Raw genomic sequence first — 16,905 nt, 5'->3', positions numbered from 1 at the left:
TGTAAAATTTTATTCATGATAAGTAGGTAACCACTCATCAAGCAATTGAAGGTATTCTTTTTCAAAATAATTATTATTTAAGTAAACCAAATATATTGGATGAGTAATATTAATTGAATTTAAATTGACTTCCATCAATGTACCATCGTGAATTTGACGTGCTACAATTCCACGATACATAAAACTAATACCTACACCTGTTTCCAATACTTGTTTGATTGTTTCAGGATTACTAATTTGTGTTCGCTGATCAAAATCACTAACTTTAAGATTTTGAGTGCCTAAAATTTGTTGCATAATTGCATAGGATCCAGAACCGCTTTCGCGATAGATGAGTGGAAAATCAAGCAGTTCATTTAATTTATATTTTTTATTAGGATCTAGACCTAATTTTGGAGATGCAACTGCAATAAATGGCTCGTCAATCAATGGATGAGCAGTGAATTGTTCAGTGTCAAAATTACCCTCAACTAATGCAAAATCTAACTTACCAGAATGTAATTGCGCTAAACACTCTTTAGTGTTCATAATATCACAGTGGAGGATGATTTCTGGATGCTTTTCATTAACAAATGCAATTAAATCAGGCAACATTGAGTTTGTTAATGATTGAGTCGCAGCTAAATGGAGTGGACGTTTATTTTTAGGAATTGCATGTAAATGTTCTTTGAACTTATTACTTTGAGAGCGCAAAGATTCCACAAATAAAAGAAGTTGTTTTCCTGATTGTGTTAAATGTAATTTGCGCTTTTTATAAGTAAAGAGTTTAACATTTAATTCTTCCTCAAGGTTTTTCAATTGTTGTGATACAGCAGGTTGACTAATATAGAGTTCTTCTGCGGCTTTTGTATAAGAGCCCACTTTAGCGACTGTTAAAAAAGTGAGTAATTTGTGATCAAACATGATTTAACCTTCTTTAAAGATAAACTGAATTTATACTTTTATTTTATATTATTAAAATAATTTATTCAATATTACATAATGAAAAATATTATAGATAAGTTATTTTAGCACAAGAATTGGAGAAGGGGTTATTAAAATAAAAAAAGACTATGACTTAGTCATAGTCTTTTTTACCTGTAAATTAGATTTCACTAACAGGCTTTATCTTAAAGCATGCTTGCGAATTTTTCTAATGTACGGATCATTTGAGCTGTGAAGCCTGATTCGTTGTCATACCATGCAGCAACTTTTACTACTTGGCCTTCGCCTTCACCGACAACTTGTGTTTGTGATGGGTCAAATACTGAACCAAATGATGTACCGATGATATCGCTTGATACGATTTCGTCTGCGTTGTAACCAAATGATTCGTTACCATCTGTTACCTTCTTAACAGCTTCGTTTACTTCTTCAGCTGTAACTGCTTTGTCTAATGTTACAACTAATTCTGTTACTGAACCTGTGATTGTTGGTACACGTAATGCGTGTCCATCTAACTTGCCGTCTAATTCTGGAACTACCTTACCTAAGGCCTTTGCAGCACCTGTTGAGTGAGGAATGATGTTTTGTGCAGCAGCACGTGCGTTACGTACATTACCTTTGCGGTCTGGACCGTCTTGTAAGTGTTGTGTTGCTGTGTATGCGTGTGTTGTTGTCATTGTACCTGCTTTGATACCAAATGCATCGTTAACAGCCTTTGCCATTGGTGCTAAGCAGTTTGTTGTACATGATGCAGCTGAAATGATGTTTGCATCTGGTGTGATGATGTCATCGTTTACACCGTAAACAACTGTTGGCATGTCACCTGCTGGTGCTGATACAAGAACTTTCTTTGCGCCAGCCTTCAAGTGTGCTGATGCCTTTTCTTCTGATGTGTAGAAACCTGTTGATTCAAGTACTAAATCAACACCATCGTTCTTAACCCAAGGAATGTTTGTTGCATCTGCTTCTGCATATACAGGGATTTCCTTACCGTTTACGATAAGTGAGTGATCTGTTGCAGATACTTCTGCATCAAATTGACCATGAGCTGTGTCATACTTCAATAAGTGAGCTAACATAGCTGGTGATGTTAAGTCGTTGATAGCAACGATTTCCAAATCATCTGATACTTCAGCAATCCGACGGAATGCTAAACGGCCGATACGACCAAAACCATTAATACCTACTTTTGTAGTCATATTAATATTCCTCCTAAAAGGTAAAATTTGAATGATGAAAATCATCATCCCTTAAACAAGTTTTATTATAACGCTATATCATTAAAAATAACAACTAATATCTTACGAAATTAGAAATAAAATTTAAATAAAAATATTATACTAAAAAAACTTTAATATATGGATATTTTTTTAGATAATTAATTTTAATTAAAATATAAAAAAAGCCCCTTCCAATTGCCAGTAGACCTCAACAGTTCTATGTATAGTAATAGAATTGCTTCTATTACTATATAGCCCGATACGGCAATTTGGAAAGGGTGGTGTTATTACAAACACCATCATAATAATAACATTATGAATTCATAAGTTAAGTATCAACAACGAAATACCAAGAATTGTTGTAAATTTCAAAAAAAGCAAAATTTATTTTACATTTGTGGTATTTTACACTTGTAATATATTACAAATGTGATATACTAATAGTCGTAGGGATGTGATAGAGATGAAAATCGATATTAAAAGTTATCTCGATCACCAAGAATTAACAATTTATCGAGTAGCTAAAATATCGGGTTACGGTTACACAACTCTACATAAGTCGTTTAACAAAGAGCAATCAAAGGCTACTTCGATGAATTTGCGAGATCTTGATGCGTTAGCACAAGCCCAACATAAAGCAATGTGGGAAGTGCTTCGAGAATTAGAAGAAGGATATCTTGTAAATGACGACAGAAAAGATGATAGATAGTAAGGTTTTGTAACCGCAGGAAGTCTTGGTTGAGTCACTTTGGTTTGTGTATCAGTCAGACTTTTTTGTTATCAACTCTTACTGATATATATTACTTAAGAAATTTAGGAGGTATGCTACTATGGCTGATATTCCAGTAGGACCATTTGATAATATGGATGATATTTTTAATCAATTAATGGGAGGTATGAATGGAATTAATTCCGAAAATCGTCGTTATTTAATTAACGGACGAGAAGTAACTCCTGAAGAATTTGCAGAATACCGTAAAACAGGAAAATTACCAAAGGGTGCAAATGCACAAGGAGCACAAGTTGCAGGTAAAGCTAAGAAAGATGGTATCTTAGAAAAATTAGGACGCAACTTAACTCAAGAAGCTCGTGATGGTAAGTTAGATCCTGTAATTGGTAGAAATAAAGAAATTCAAGAAACAGCTGAAATTTTGTCACGTCGGACAAAGAATAATCCTGTATTAGTTGGAGATGCCGGTGTAGGTAAAACAGCTGTTGTAGAAGGATTAGCACAAGCAATTGTAAACGGAGATGTTCCAGCTGCTATTAAAAATAAGGAAATCATTAGTATTGATATTTCTGGTCTAGAAGCAGGGACACAATACCGTGGAAGTTTTGAAGAAAATATCCAAAATTTAATTAAAGAAGTAAAACAACGTGGAAATGTAATTTTATTCTTTGATGAAATTCATCAAATTTTAGGCGCCGGTGGTATGGGTGGCGACAATGGCTCAAAAGGTTTAGCAGATATTTTGAAACCAGCATTATCACGTGGCGAAATTACAGTAATTGGTGCAACTACACAAGATGAATATCATAATACAATTATGAAAAATGCAGCTTTAGCACGTCGTTTTAATGAAGTTACAGTTAATGCGCCAAGTGCAGAAGATACATTTAAGATTTTACGTGGAATTCGTCCACTTTATGAAAAACATCACAATGTAGAATTGCCAGACAATGTCTTAAAAGCAGCTGTGGACTATTCAATCCAATACATTCCACAACGGAGCTTGCCAGATAAAGCAATTGATTTAATTGATATGACTGCTGCACATTTAGCAGCACAACATCCAGTAACAGATGTTAAGGAAATTGAAAAGCAAATTGCTGCAGAAAAAGAAAAGCAAGAAAAAGCAGCTGAAGATGAAGATTATGAAGCAGCATTAAATGCTAAAACAAAGATCAAAGATTTGCAAAAGCAAATTGATAACCATGCTCAAGAACAAAAAGTCACTGCAACAGTAAATGACGTTGCTGAAGCAGTTGAAAGATTAACTGGTATTCCAGTATCTAAGATGGGTGCTAGCGACATTGAACGCTTAAAGACAATCGGTGACCGTTTGAAGGGTAAGGTTATTGGTCAAGATGAAGCGGTTGATGCAGTAGCACGTGCAATTAGAAGAAATCGTGCTGGATTTGATGAAGGAAACCGTCCAATTGGTAGCTTCTTATTCGTTGGACCAACTGGTGTAGGTAAAACTGAATTAGCAAAACAATTAGCTTTAGATATGTTTGGTTCAAAGGATGCGATTATCCGACTTGATATGTCAGAATATTCAGATAGAACAGCGGTATCTAAATTAATTGGAACTTCAGCAGGATACGTTGGTTATGAAGATAACAACAATACGTTAACTGAACGTGTTCGTCGTAATCCATATTCAATTATCTTGTTAGATGAAATTGAAAAGGCTGATCCACAAGTTATTACTTTATTATTACAAGTGTTAGATGATGGACGTTTAACTGATGGTCAAGGAAATACTGTTAACTTTAAGAATACAGTAATTATTGCTACATCAAACGCTGGATTCGGTAACGAAGAATTAAACGGTAATGAAAAGAAGGATGAAGATATCATGAAGAAGATTGCTCCATACTTCCGTCCAGAATTTTTGAATCGTTTCAATGCAGTTATTGAATTCTCACACTTGACAAAGGATGACTTGAAGAAGATTGTTGATTTAATGTTGACTGAAGTTAACCAAACTTTAGCTAAGAAAGACATTGACTTAACAGTTTCTGAAAAAGCTAAAGATTACTTGATTGAACAAGGTTATGATGAAGCAATGGGAGCACGTCCATTGCGTCGAGTAATTGAACAACAAATCCGGGATAAAGTAACAGACTTCTATTTGGATAATCCAAATGTAAAACATTTAGCTGCAGATATGGAAGATGGTAAGTTAGTTATCACAGAACGTAAGTCAGCTGAAAATAAGGATCAAAAAGAAGAAAAGAAGACAGATGAAAGCAAGTAATTAATAGTTATAAGCGGTTCACTGACTTTTATAAAGGGAATCATGATTATTCATGATTCCTTTTTTTGTATATTTTGAAGGAAAAGCTAAAAAGATAAGAGCGTTTTGTTATAATAAAAAATGAAACTTATTTTTGAAAGGAAAATAATAATGACCAAAATAAAGGTAACATTACCTGATGAGGTAGTTGAAAAATATAACATACATGATGGTGACAAATTTCATATTAGCGAAAAACATGGAGAAATTCGTCTCAAAAAAACTAATAATACTAGCAATAAGCGTCAATTCAATGTAATGTGGCTAGTATTAGCATCAATTATTGCAAGTGCTATTTTTGGCTTATATATTAATGCAATACATTTAAAACAAGTTCCATTGGTTGGGAATCAATCAATTGCTAGTGGTTTGATTGTATTAGGTGGTTTATCAGGAATGATAATGTTTAGTACCTATTTCATTGTAAACCGAAAAAACATCACTACTAATTATTCAGCGCATACTTTTTGGAGAACATTTCCAGTGATCGTAATATCGTTCGTACTAATTTTAGCACTTGCTTTAATGGGAATTGCATGGGGAATGGGAAGAATTTTCACAGGAATTACTTTTGGCCATGTTACAGCAATAATGTTATTTTTAGTTTTTGTTTTAGCAATCAATTATATTATGGTCAGAATTGGCTTAGCTGTAGATTATGGCATGTTAACGACAATTATGATTTTAGTGATTATTAGCGGTGCAGTATTATCAATGGCATCTAACGGTAAAAATTGGTGGCAACATAATCTTAGTTTTTTAGGTACTAAAAATGCTAACAATAGCTGGCAATTTAATTTAACGCTTGTTTTTTCATCATTATTAATGGTTGCGTTAATTGATTATATTTTTGTTTCATTACATGATGTAGTTAAAAATTCATGGCGAACAATTACATTAAGAATCTTATTGACTTTAACGGCTCTTGATGTAGGTGCTGTTGGGGTCTTCCCTAACAATGCAAATTTCCATATTTTGCATGATAAAGTTGCAGGATATTTAGTTTATTTTATTATCATCTTAATAGTAGGAATTCGTTGGCTTTTACCCGAAGTGGGAAAACGGTTCTTAACTATTTCATATGCAATGTGTATAGGACTAATTGTTGTTGATTTAATGTTTAAACCATTCTATCTGATTTCATTAACAGCTTTCGAATTGATTGCTTTTGTTCTTGCTTTCGGATGGATCTTATTACTTTTTGATACAATGATTGGAATTGTAGAAGATGATGGACAAAATTATCAAATTAAACTTAAATTTGATAATAAAGATTAAAAAGGAACATCTATAATTAATTACCGGGGAAATAAATGTAAGGAGATTAAATAATGAAAAAATGCCCTAAATGTGGGAGCGAGAATCCAAAGAATGCCAATTTTTGCAAGAAATGCGGTAAAAGTTTACTAAATGTAAAACCAGAAACTCAATCTTTACGACGAACAGGAAATCATAATGGAGGGCAAAATTATAATCATAAAAGATATAAATATATAGTATTTTTAATTGCTGTCATTATTATTTTAATTGGATGGATGCTACTTTCAAAATCAAGTAATGAAAGACATTCAAGTGAAGAATCGATGTCAATAGATGTTGTACAGAGTGCAAAGAGCAAAAAAACAACAGAATCGACTTCAAAATTGGAAAGTTCTTCTTCAAGCCAGACAGTGAAACTATGGAATAGTAATAAAGCTAGTCAACTTGCATCATTCATGCAGTCTTGGGGAAATCAAATGAATCAACAATATGAAAATTGTGGAGAAGATACAAATAATGATGTTGATTTTCATGATTACCATTTTCCAAATGATTTCGGTAATATTAATTACAGAGTTAATAATGAACCAGTAAGCGTCACTTGGTCAGCGGATGGACAGGGTGATGCAGATTATAATGTAGTTGCAATTTATAGTGATGCAAATAATCCAAGCAGTGCAGGGACACACTTGTACTTTTTTGCAATTCATAATGGAAGTCCAATTGTTTTAATTACAGAACAAAGCGATGGAGAAAATCAATTGAATTTCAAAGAAACTGCCAATCGAGACTTGCGGGCAGGATTTGAAAAAATTGTCAATGAAAATTAAAAATTTATAAAGAGACAATGCCCATTTAGGATATTATTCCACAATATATAGTAATCATAAGCGTTTTTCATCGCAAAATATTGACTTTATTTTTTAAATAAATGGGCGTATGATATAAAGTGCAATTAAAAAAGAGACTAGTTTTGTCTGGTCTCGGAGGAAAGGATGCATCTATCATTTTGATTACACTTTCAGGTATTATCGGATCAGGCAAATCAAGCCTTACACAAATTTTATCAGAGGAATTAGGAACAAAAGCTTTTTATGAACCAGTAGAAGACAACCCTGTATTGCCTTTGTTTTATAAAGGTAATGAGATTGCTGCTAAAAAGCGTTCAGAAGGAGATAAAGAAGCTACTAATCCTTACGCATACTTATTGCAAACATTCTTTTTAAACCGTCGTTTTGCAATGATTAAACAAGCAATGGAAGAAGACAATAACATTTTAGACCGTTCTATTTATGAAGATGAGATCTTTATGCGTATGAATACTGAAATGGGTAATGCTACAGATGTTGAATATGATATCTATAAGAGCTTGCTTAGCAATATGATGGAAGAATTACCATATGCTTCACATAAAAAATCACCAGATTTGATGATCATGATCAATGTATCTTATGATACGATGCTCAAGCGAATTGAAAAACGTGGTCGTGAATATGAATTGGTCGAAAATGACCCTTCATTAGTTGATTACTATCACCGTTTATTAAAACAATATGATATTTGGCGTGATGAATATGAAGCATCTCCAATGCTTGTAATCGATGGAGATAAATTTGATTTTGTAACTAATTTAGAAGACCGTGTAACCGTTCTTGAAATGATTGAAAGTAAATTAGTTGAATTAGGCAATTTAACAGAAGAAAAATTTGCTGAATTAAAAGAAAAACATAAAATTATGTTAGATGAAATGTAATTAAAAGTGGAATGAGAATTAGTTTTTAAAGAGCTATCTTTAAGGCTAGTTCTCATTTTTTATAAATATGTTCTTTGCTTGAAAAAAATAATTGATACAGCTATCATTAAAATAGATAGGAGTGTTGATTATGGCATTAGGCTACAAAAAAATTTTAGTAGGTATTGATGGTTCAAAGGGTTCAGAACAAGCTTTATTTGATGCTTTAAATATAGCTAAAAGAAATGATGCTCATTTAGATGTTTTATGGGTATTAGATATGAATTCACTTGAATATGGTAATGCGGGGATTACTTTAGATGGTGAACGAATTTACAAAGAAGAACAAGAATGTGAAAAATATATAAATGATCTTAAACAACATTTGATTGAAGAAGGATTACCTGAAAATAAAATTGCAGTTCATTTGAGATTTGGTAATCCAAAAACAGTAATTGTCGAAGATTTTCAACCTGAATATCAAAATGATTTAATTATTGTAGGGGAAACAGGTAAGAATTTCTTCAAACGTATTATTGTTGGTTCAGTTGCCTCATATATTATGCGGACTGCTAAGTGCGATGTAATGATTGCAAAGGCACCTGAAAAGATTTTATCAAAAGAAATTGATATTGATTTGAAAGATATTGACGCAGAATAATTATAACCTAAGATTAGATCTTGTAACTCTTTTATGATCTAATCTTAGGTTATTTATTTTCTGCGTTCTTTAATTTTTTTAACGAGATATTGAATTGCAACTGTCATTAATGATGTAAATGTACTTAAAACGATGAAGTCAACAATTAATAGTAAAATCATCCCTAATGATAAGGATGGATGCAAAGAAAATTGTTGAATTGTGAATGCTAAGCAACCAATTAATACAATTGCATTAATAATAAATATTATTGTTAAATTTCGTTTTAAATGTTTCATAGACACTCCATCTTTATTAGAAATTTAAGCAGACTGAATTATTCGCTACCTACGATGCTGCGAACTTGCATTCCAAGATTTTCCCAAAACTTATATGGATTTTGTTTAAAGTCATCCGCAAATGTTTTGAAACCTTCACGGGGAACCATTTCACCAAGACGTTCACTCATTGCGCCTCTAACCCATAACTTTTCATCTTCCACGTCCCATAATACAGTCCAGTAGGATTCTTCTAATGCTTCGTTGAATAAATCTTGAGCACCAGAAATAATTGTGTCACGTAATACGCCTTCTTCAGTTGCATCAGGATATCCATTTGCTTTAAGCCAATTAAGTTTGGCAAGAACTTCTGGATAATCATTTGGAATTACATTAAACATTGAATTGCTCCTTTGAATAAATATATGTTTTTATTTTACAAAAAAATTCCTATAAGTAAAAGACTTATGATATTCTATAAATGAAAAAGAAAGCGATTTCTAAAAGAGATGAGGGATCCAAATGGCAATCAAATTAATTGCTACTGATATTGATGGAACTTTGGTAAATGATGAACGTAAAATTACATCATTTACAAGGAAAGTATTAAAACAAGCTCGAGCTAAAGGAGTTTATGTTGTTTTATGTACAGGACGACCTGTTTCAGGTATTCAAAATTATATTGAACAATTAGAATTAAATACTACTGATGATTTTGCAATTACCTTTAATGGGGCGCAGATTCAAAATATAGGAACAAATGAAGTGATTGCACGTAATGAGATTTCGATACCGGATTGTATTGAATTAGCAAATTTAAGTCATCAATTAGGAATTAAAGCTCAAATAGTAACTGCTGATTCTGACCTATATGTTTTTGATCAAGATATTAGTCGTTATTCAGTGAAAGATGCTTTCTATACTAACATGGAATTGCATTATCGTGAGATATCACAATTATCAGTCAAAGCAACTAAATTTATGTGGGCTGATGAACCTAATAAAATTTCAAAGACAATAAAACAAATTCCGCAAGAAATTAAGTCAAAATATTATATTGTAAGAAGTGAGCCATTTTTCCTTGAATTTACTTCTCCCCAAGCCACTAAAGGACATGCTGTAATTGAACTTGCTCAAAAGTTAGGGATTAAGCAAAATGAAATAATGACTGTTGGTGATGAAAATAATGATTTAACCATGTTAGAGGCTGTTAAACATAGTGTTGCAATGGGAAATGGAAATGAAAAGGTAAAACAAGTTGCTTCATATATTACTGATGACAATAATCATGATGGCCTTGGAAAAGCAGTAGAAAAATTTGTTTTATGAAAATTAACAATTAGTGATTGAAAATGACTGAATGTGATTGAAACTGGCAATTAATGATGCTAAAATAAAGTCATGGAGGGAATGAAAATGCTTGCAGAAGAACGACAACAAATTATTTTAGAGATGTTGAGATCAAATCGAGTTGTTGAAGTTCAAGAATTTTGCAAACGCACCCACGGATCTGAATCTTCAGTTCGGCGTGATTTAAAGACGTTAGAAGAACAAGGACTTCTTGAACGGGTGCATGGAGGAGCAAAGATTAATTATGCCTTACAAAATGAACCTGATATGTTTGGAAAAGCTTCACAGAATCCAGATGCTAAACGAGCAATTGGGCAACAGGCGGCTACACATGTTAATCCAAATGATGTAATTTTTTTGGATGCAGGTACAAGTACATTGGCAATGGTTGATTATTTGCCACAAAACCAGGGGATTACAGTAGTAACAAATGGAATTTTACATGCCTCAGCACTTGCTGAGAGGCATATTCGATCAATAATCATTGGTGGACATTTGAAAGAAACAACTAAAGCGATTGTTGGAGTCAGTGCACTTTCTCAATTAAACAAATTACGTTTTAATAAAGCTTTTCTAGGGATGAACGGAGTTGATATTTCTGATGGATATACTACTCCTGATCCTGAAGAGGCAGCTATTAAAGAATGTGCAATGCAGAAGGCTCAGTATTCATATGTTTTAGCAGATTCATCGAAATTAAATGAAGTTTCATTTGTGCAAGTAGCTCCTTTAAAAATGGCTACTCTGATTGTTGAAAAAATATCTGCAGCATTACTTCATTCATTTATGAAAGAAACAACTGTTGAGGAGGTCAAAAGATGATTTATACAGTAACAGTAAACCCATCAATTGACTATATTGTTCAATTAGCAAACCTAAATTTAGGTGAAGTAAACCGAATGGATTATGATAACATGCTTCCTGGCGGTAAGGGGATCAATGTTTCCAGAATTTTACAAGAATTAGGACATGATAGTATTGCCTGGGGATTCTTAGGTGGTTTCACTGGAGATTTTGTAAAATCTTCACTAGAAGAAGTGGGACTAAAAACAGATTTTACACCGATTGAAAAAAATACTCGAATTAACGTTAAAATTAAAGCTGAGAAAGAAACAGAAATTAACGGTCGTGGACCTAAATTAACTGATGAAGAACTTGCAAGTTTTAAAAAGCAATTTGACAAGTTAACAGCAGATGATACTGTTGTTTTTGCAGGTAGTTTACTTCCAGGATTAGATGATAATTTCTATTTTGATTTAATTAAAATTATTCGTGAAAAAGGTGCACAATTTGTAATTGATACAACTGGAGATAGTTTATTAAAAACATTGCCAGAACACCCACTAGTTGTTAAACCTAATAATCATGAATTAGCAGAAATGTTCCACGTGAAATTTGATGGAATCGATGACATTGTTAAATATGCAAAGAAATTGTTAGACATGGGTGCGCAACATGTTTTAATTTCTATGGCAGGCGATGGTGGCTTAATGGTAACTAAAGACAAAGTTTACCGTTCTCTTGCACCGAAGGGAACTGTAATTAATTCAGTTGGTGCAGGGGATTCAATGTTGGCTGGATTTACAGGAACATATGCTCAAACAAAAGATCCTGTTGAAGCATTTCGTTATGGATTAGCTTCAGGTTCTGCAACAGCATTTTCTGAGGATTTAGCAACAAAAGCTAAAATTGACGAAATTTTACCTCAAATTAAGATTACAGAATATAAATAAGGAGAATTATTATGGATATTCGTAAATTATTGATGAAAGATATCATGATTATGAACCTTAAAGCTACAACCAAAGAGGGCGTAATTGATGAAATGGTTCATAATTACTATGAAAAAGGTATCATTAGTGATGAAGAATTATATAAAAAAGATATTTTAAAGCGTGAAGCAGAAGGTTCAACAGGAATGGGCGATGGAATTGCAATTCCTCATGCTCATGATGAAGCTGTAAAGAAACCAGCAGTAATGTTTGCACGAAGCATTAAGGGTGTCGATTATGACTCAATGGATGGTCAGCCAGCACACTTATTCTTTATGATTGCTGCTCCAGAAGGTGCAGATAATACTCACTTGCAAGCTTTAGCTGCTTTATCACAAGTGTTAATGAATCCAGATGTAGTGGCTGCTTTGAAGAAAGCTGAAACACCAGATCAAGTTCAAGACATCTTTGCAAAGGCTGTAGCTGAAAAAGAAGCTGAGAAAAAAGCAGCAGAAACGCCTGCGAATAGTGACAAACCATATATTGTAGCTGTTACAGCATGTCCAAATGGTATTGCTCACACATATATGGCAGAAGAAAACTTAAAGAAAACAGCTAAAAAAATGGGTGTTGATATCAAAGTTGAAACAAACGGTTCAGAAGGTATCAAACATGAATTAACAAATGACGAAATCAAACGTGCTAAAGGAGTTATTGTAGCTGCAGATAAAAAAGTTGCAATGAGTCGATTTGATGGTAAGCATTTAGTAAATAAACCTGTAACAGCAGGGATTAAGGAACCTGAAAAATTAATTCAAGATGTTTTAGATGATAAGGCACCTATTTATCATGCAAATGGTGATGATAGTTCTAACGAACAAGAAGAATCAGGTTCAGGAATTTGGGCAAATATCTACAAACAATTAATGAATGGTATTTCACACATGCTTCCATTTGTTATTGGTGGTGGGATTTTGATGGCCCTTTCATTTGTAGTTGAAAACTACATGGGTGGTTCAAAATCAGAAGCATTTGTCTTTTTGAACAATGCTGGTAATATGGCATTTGCCTTTATGGTACCTGTATTAGCTGCATATATTGCTGAATCAATTGGTGATCAACCAGCCTTAATGCCAGGTTTTGTTGGTGGATTTATGGCAATGGTTTATAAGGGATCATTTGGTGGAGCATATATCGCAAATATTCAACATGGTGCTGCTTCATCAGCAGGATTTTTAGGTGGTATCGCAGCTGGTTTTATTGCTGGATACATTGTGGTTGGCTTAAAGAAACTCTTTGCTAAATTACCTAAATCACTTGAAGGAATGAAACCAATGCTTCTATATCCAATCCTTGGATTACTCTTTATTGCATTGATTATGTACTTCATTATTAATCCAATCTTCTCTGGAATTAACCTTTGGATTACTAATTTCTTAAATAGCATGGGTACAGGTAATTTAGTCTTATTAACAACTATCCTTGCTGGAATGATGGCTATTGATATGGGTGGCCCATTTAACAAAGCTGCATATGTTTTCGCATCAGGAGCATTTGCTAATGATCCACATTCAGCAACAGCTGCAATTTTAATGGCTGCTGTAATGGTTGGTGGTATGATTCCTCCATTTGCTACAGCTATTGGTACAGTTTTATTTAAGAACAAATTTACAAAACAAGAACGTCAAGCAGGTGTTACTAACTGGGTATTAGGATTCTCATTTATTACAGAAGGAGCAATTCCATTTGCTACAGCGGATCCATTACGTGTTATTCCATCATGTGTAATTGGTTCAGCAATTGGTGGAGGAATTGTTGGTTTGATGAAAGTTGGGGTTCCTGCTCCTCATGGTGGTTTATGGGTAACACCATTAGCAACTAATTGGGTTGGTTATGTATTAGCAACAGTAATTGGCGCAATTATTGCGGGAATTATTATGGGGTTAGTGAAGAAGAAAGTTTCTGAAGATCCATATGAATAATAAATAAAAAGGTAGCAAATTGACTGCTACCTTTTTTTATTTAGTCAAGATTTTGAAATGGTTATTAGTTCAGTAAAATTTAATCGGTTAAAAAGAGGTTGTGACACATAAGCCATAACCTCTTTTATTTTAGGGCTCGAACCTATTTATTTTGTAAATTAATTAATTTACTCGTCATCAACATCAAATTTGTGTGCTTCAACTAAAATTTCTTTAGCTTTTTCAATGTAATCTTTTTCGGCTAAGAATGCTTTAACTTCATAACCTTCAGACCCCTTCAATTGGTCAAGTTTTTTGTCCAATTCTTTAAATTCTTCGCGTAAATGTTTGATTACATCTTCTTCGTCTTCTTCATATACGTAGTGATTTTGTACTGAGTCTTTGTGGCCTTCATCTTCATGCACCATGATCTTGATTTCATCTTTATCAACCTTAACAGCATGTTTCAAAATTGATTTGATGTCTTTAATAGTTTCATGTTGTGCAGTACGATGTTTCTTTTCATCGACACCGTCTTCAATTTTTGTTAAGTGGTTCTCAGCGTCCATGATTTTCTTTGAAATTCTACTCAATGCTTTTAATTGTCTCTTTGCGTAATCCATAATCTAACACTCCCAATTTTTAAAGATTTAGGTTTCACCCTTCATTCATTAAAATATATCTATTGTCATTAAAGTAAAAGAAAAAAGGCTTGGCATAACGCCAAGCTTTTTTGCATTATAATTAATTCCAACCAAAAAGATTTTTAACCCAGTTAACAAAACGTTCAAACCAGTTTTTGGCATTTTGAGTAGCGGCTTGTCCTTCTTTACTATTCATCCAATCTTTAGCCTTATTCATTAAATTACCAGTAGAATCTTTAACATTTTCAATTGTGTTATTAACGTTTTTAGTATAAGATTTATCGGCAGAAATTGGAGAATTTTGGAAATTAATCAAAGCATTTACGATGTTATTCTTTTGTTCATCACTAGTTTTATTTTCGATGCCTTGTTTAGCTAAAGCTTTATCAAGCATATCTTGAATATCTTGTTTTGTTGCTAGATTTTGTCCATTATCATTTTGTTTTTGCTTAGAAATTTCTTTAGAAGCTTCTCCAATAGCAGCCATTAGTTTTCCGGGATACTTCTTATCATCTTTATTGTCATCAATAGCATTTTGAGTAGCAGTTAACATTTCATTAGCTGTTGAAGTATTTTGAGTGTTTAGTTGAACTCCGTCTTCAGCCAAGGCTTCATATACTCCTGTAAGAGCTGATTCTCCCGATACAGGGCGGTTAGCACAAACGACAATAGTGACATCTTTAACACCAGCCATTTGGGCAACCATAGCATATTGTTGAGCTGTTACTTCAGTGATATTATTATCGCCTTCATAATTTTTAATATTAACTTTTACCCCAGAACCAGGATCACTTGGTGCAATTGCAACAGAACTAATCATAGCGGCATTAGTAGTACCAGAATTGCCATTAGCAATATACTTGTTATAATCTGCGGCAGTAGCTGTCAATTTTTTAAATGAGGAATCTACGCCAAAAATATCATCTAATTGTGAGCGTACTTCGCTTGAAGTTCCGGCACCATAAACAACATATGCAGAATTTAAAGTTTGATGACTATTTGATTCTGAACTTGATGTTTCTGATGTACTTTCATCAGCAAAGACCATTTGATTAGTTGATGGTAGCATGCTAATAGTTGTGATTAACATGCAAGTACTTATTAAAAGTAATAATAGTTTGTTTTTTTTCATAACAAACTTCCTTTCTATTTTCTTATATACGAATTTTATCATTTTTTAAATATAATGATTCAAATTATTTATGAACTTTATTCGAAAAAAAACAAAAAAAGACAGAAAAATACAATATATTGTAATTTGTTATTGATATACATACTATATGTATGTATAATGAAAAATGTTGTTTTTAATAACAAAAAAATTTAGAAGGAAGTTTTAGTATATGTTTGACCGTTATCGGGATGTATTGACCCATTTACCACAATATTCAAAAAATGTATTTCGTAAAGGATACTTTAATTGGTTAATTGATCAATGCAAAGGCTGGGGTAAATTCAGTTATGGATTATTAGCATTTAACTTTATTTTACAAATTATTTCATTAGTGCAATCATTCGCTAGTCATCCATTCACATCAATTATTGCATTTATTGGTGGAAATTTATCAGTAGCATGTGTAATTGGTATCTCTAACCGTTCTGGAATTCAAGGATGGGCTGGATTAATTAGTGCTTTATGTATTGCTACTACAGCATTTATTGCACATAACTATGCAAATGTATGGGAACAAATTGGCTATATTTTATTCTTAGATATTTTTTGTATTTTGGATCCAAAATGGAATGATGATATTAAGGCTGAAAAATTTGAAAGCTGGCTTGAATGGATTAAGTATGGAATCTTTTTCTTACTTTCATGGGCAGTATTACATTACATTTTCAGTTTAACAAACGACCCACGCGTCTTTTTAGACAGTATGAGTTTAGCAATGTCTGTTACAGGATCACTTTTAGAATTAAATCGTAAACGTGAACAATATTTTGTATGGACATTGGCTTCAGTTTTGACCATTGCATTATGGGTACAAACAATGTTAGAAGGAGCCGGAAACTTTGCTTTGATCTTTAGTTATTCAATCTTCTTCTTAAATGATATGTATGCATTCTTTAGTAGAAAAGGTTGGTTCCGTTCAGAAACAGGAAAATAAAAACAAAAAATTTATTAAATCCAATGACAAATGCTGACAAGAATTGTATACTA

The 16,905-nt window shown here is 32.9% G+C and carries 17 protein-coding genes; 11 read left to right on the top strand and 6 right to left on the bottom strand.

Going from position 1 to position 16,905, the window contains the following annotated elements; translation table 11 throughout:
• Positions 1–9: 9 nt before the first annotated feature.
• Positions 10–903, bottom strand: a complete 894-nt coding sequence (locus tag QPK35_RS06775) for a LysR family transcriptional regulator (protein WP_290033195.1) — start codon at positions 901–903, stop codon at positions 10–12.
• A gap of 206 nt (positions 904–1,109) precedes the next feature.
• Positions 1,110–2,123: a type I glyceraldehyde-3-phosphate dehydrogenase gene (gap, locus tag QPK35_RS06770; protein WP_290033194.1), complete on the bottom strand. Its 1,014-nt coding sequence runs from the start codon at positions 2,121–2,123 to the stop codon at positions 1,110–1,112.
• Positions 2,124–2,607: 484 nt separating this feature from the next.
• On the opposite strand from gap, the gene QPK35_RS06765 reads away from it, so the two are divergent.
• From QPK35_RS06765 to QPK35_RS06740, 6 genes are all read left to right on the top strand, one after another.
• Positions 2,608–2,853, top strand: a complete 246-nt coding sequence (locus QPK35_RS06765) for a transcriptional regulator (RefSeq protein ID WP_290033193.1) — start codon at positions 2,608–2,610, stop codon at positions 2,851–2,853.
• Between the two features lie 121 nt (positions 2,854–2,974).
• Positions 2,975–5,128, top strand: a complete 2,154-nt coding sequence (locus QPK35_RS06760) for an AAA family ATPase (protein ID WP_290033192.1) — start codon at positions 2,975–2,977, stop codon at positions 5,126–5,128.
• Positions 5,129–5,278: 150 nt separating this feature from the next.
• Entirely contained in the window at positions 5,279–6,445 is a 1,167-nt protein-coding gene (locus QPK35_RS06755; RefSeq protein ID WP_290033191.1) for an AbrB/MazE/SpoVT family DNA-binding domain-containing protein, read from the top strand.
• A 53-nt stretch (positions 6,446–6,498) separates the two neighbouring features.
• The gene (locus QPK35_RS06750) at positions 6,499–7,257 is read left to right on the top strand and encodes a DUF4767 domain-containing protein (RefSeq protein ID WP_290033190.1); all 759 of its coding nucleotides are present in this window, start codon (positions 6,499–6,501) and stop codon (positions 7,255–7,257) included.
• A 179-nt stretch (positions 7,258–7,436) separates the two neighbouring features.
• Positions 7,437–8,180: a deoxynucleoside kinase gene (locus QPK35_RS06745; RefSeq protein WP_290034263.1), complete on the top strand. Its 744-nt coding sequence runs from the start codon at positions 7,437–7,439 to the stop codon at positions 8,178–8,180.
• A 130-nt stretch (positions 8,181–8,310) separates the two neighbouring features.
• Positions 8,311–8,820, top strand: a complete 510-nt coding sequence (locus tag QPK35_RS06740; RefSeq protein ID WP_290033189.1) for a universal stress protein — start codon at positions 8,311–8,313, stop codon at positions 8,818–8,820.
• Positions 8,821–8,873: 53 nt separating this feature from the next.
• Here the strand turns inward: QPK35_RS06740 and QPK35_RS06735 are convergent, their stop codons facing one another.
• Positions 8,874–9,098 (bottom strand): hypothetical protein, encoded by a 225-nt coding sequence (locus tag QPK35_RS06735; protein ID WP_290033188.1) that lies wholly within the window; start codon positions 9,096–9,098, stop codon positions 8,874–8,876.
• 38 nt (positions 9,099–9,136) lie between these two features.
• Positions 9,137–9,478, bottom strand: a complete 342-nt coding sequence (locus QPK35_RS06730; RefSeq protein ID WP_290033187.1) for a hypothetical protein — start codon at positions 9,476–9,478, stop codon at positions 9,137–9,139.
• A gap of 121 nt (positions 9,479–9,599) precedes the next feature.
• On the opposite strand from QPK35_RS06730, the gene QPK35_RS06725 reads away from it, so the two are divergent.
• From QPK35_RS06725 to QPK35_RS06710, 4 genes are all read left to right on the top strand, one after another.
• Positions 9,600–10,406 (top strand): Cof-type HAD-IIB family hydrolase, encoded by an 807-nt coding sequence (locus QPK35_RS06725; protein WP_290033185.1) that lies wholly within the window; start codon positions 9,600–9,602, stop codon positions 10,404–10,406.
• 87 nt (positions 10,407–10,493) lie between these two features.
• Positions 10,494–11,249: a DeoR/GlpR family DNA-binding transcription regulator gene (locus QPK35_RS06720; RefSeq protein WP_290033184.1), complete on the top strand. Its 756-nt coding sequence runs from the start codon at positions 10,494–10,496 to the stop codon at positions 11,247–11,249.
• Positions 11,246–12,160: a 1-phosphofructokinase gene (gene pfkB / locus QPK35_RS06715; RefSeq protein WP_290033183.1), complete on the top strand. Its 915-nt coding sequence runs from the start codon at positions 11,246–11,248 to the stop codon at positions 12,158–12,160. The genes QPK35_RS06720 and pfkB overlap by 4 nt, the downstream gene beginning before the upstream one ends.
• 11 nt (positions 12,161–12,171) lie before the next feature.
• Positions 12,172–14,121 (top strand): PTS fructose transporter subunit IIABC, encoded by a 1,950-nt coding sequence (locus QPK35_RS06710; RefSeq protein WP_290033182.1) that lies wholly within the window; start codon positions 12,172–12,174, stop codon positions 14,119–14,121.
• A gap of 167 nt (positions 14,122–14,288) precedes the next feature.
• Here the strand turns inward: QPK35_RS06710 and QPK35_RS06705 are convergent, their stop codons facing one another.
• Positions 14,289–14,726: a hypothetical protein gene (locus QPK35_RS06705; protein ID WP_290034261.1), complete on the bottom strand. Its 438-nt coding sequence runs from the start codon at positions 14,724–14,726 to the stop codon at positions 14,289–14,291.
• 118 nt (positions 14,727–14,844) lie between these two features.
• A complete protein-coding gene (locus QPK35_RS06700; protein ID WP_290033181.1) occupies positions 14,845–15,876 on the bottom strand; it encodes a DUF1002 domain-containing protein in 1,032 nt (343 codons plus the stop codon).
• A gap of 211 nt (positions 15,877–16,087) precedes the next feature.
• On the opposite strand from QPK35_RS06700, the gene pnuC reads away from it, so the two are divergent.
• Positions 16,088–16,852 (top strand): nicotinamide riboside transporter PnuC, encoded by a 765-nt coding sequence (pnuC, locus tag QPK35_RS06695; protein ID WP_290033180.1) that lies wholly within the window; start codon positions 16,088–16,090, stop codon positions 16,850–16,852.
• Positions 16,853–16,905: the final 53 nt, after the last annotated feature.

Origin of the sequence: Ligilactobacillus cholophilus (assembly GCF_030389495.1) — a bacterium.
GTDB classification, from domain to species: domain Bacteria; phylum Bacillota; class Bacilli; order Lactobacillales; family Lactobacillaceae; genus Ligilactobacillus; species Ligilactobacillus cholophilus.
The sequence above is the reverse complement of the archived record's forward strand: the minus strand, read 5'-3'. Positions and strand labels throughout refer to the sequence as shown.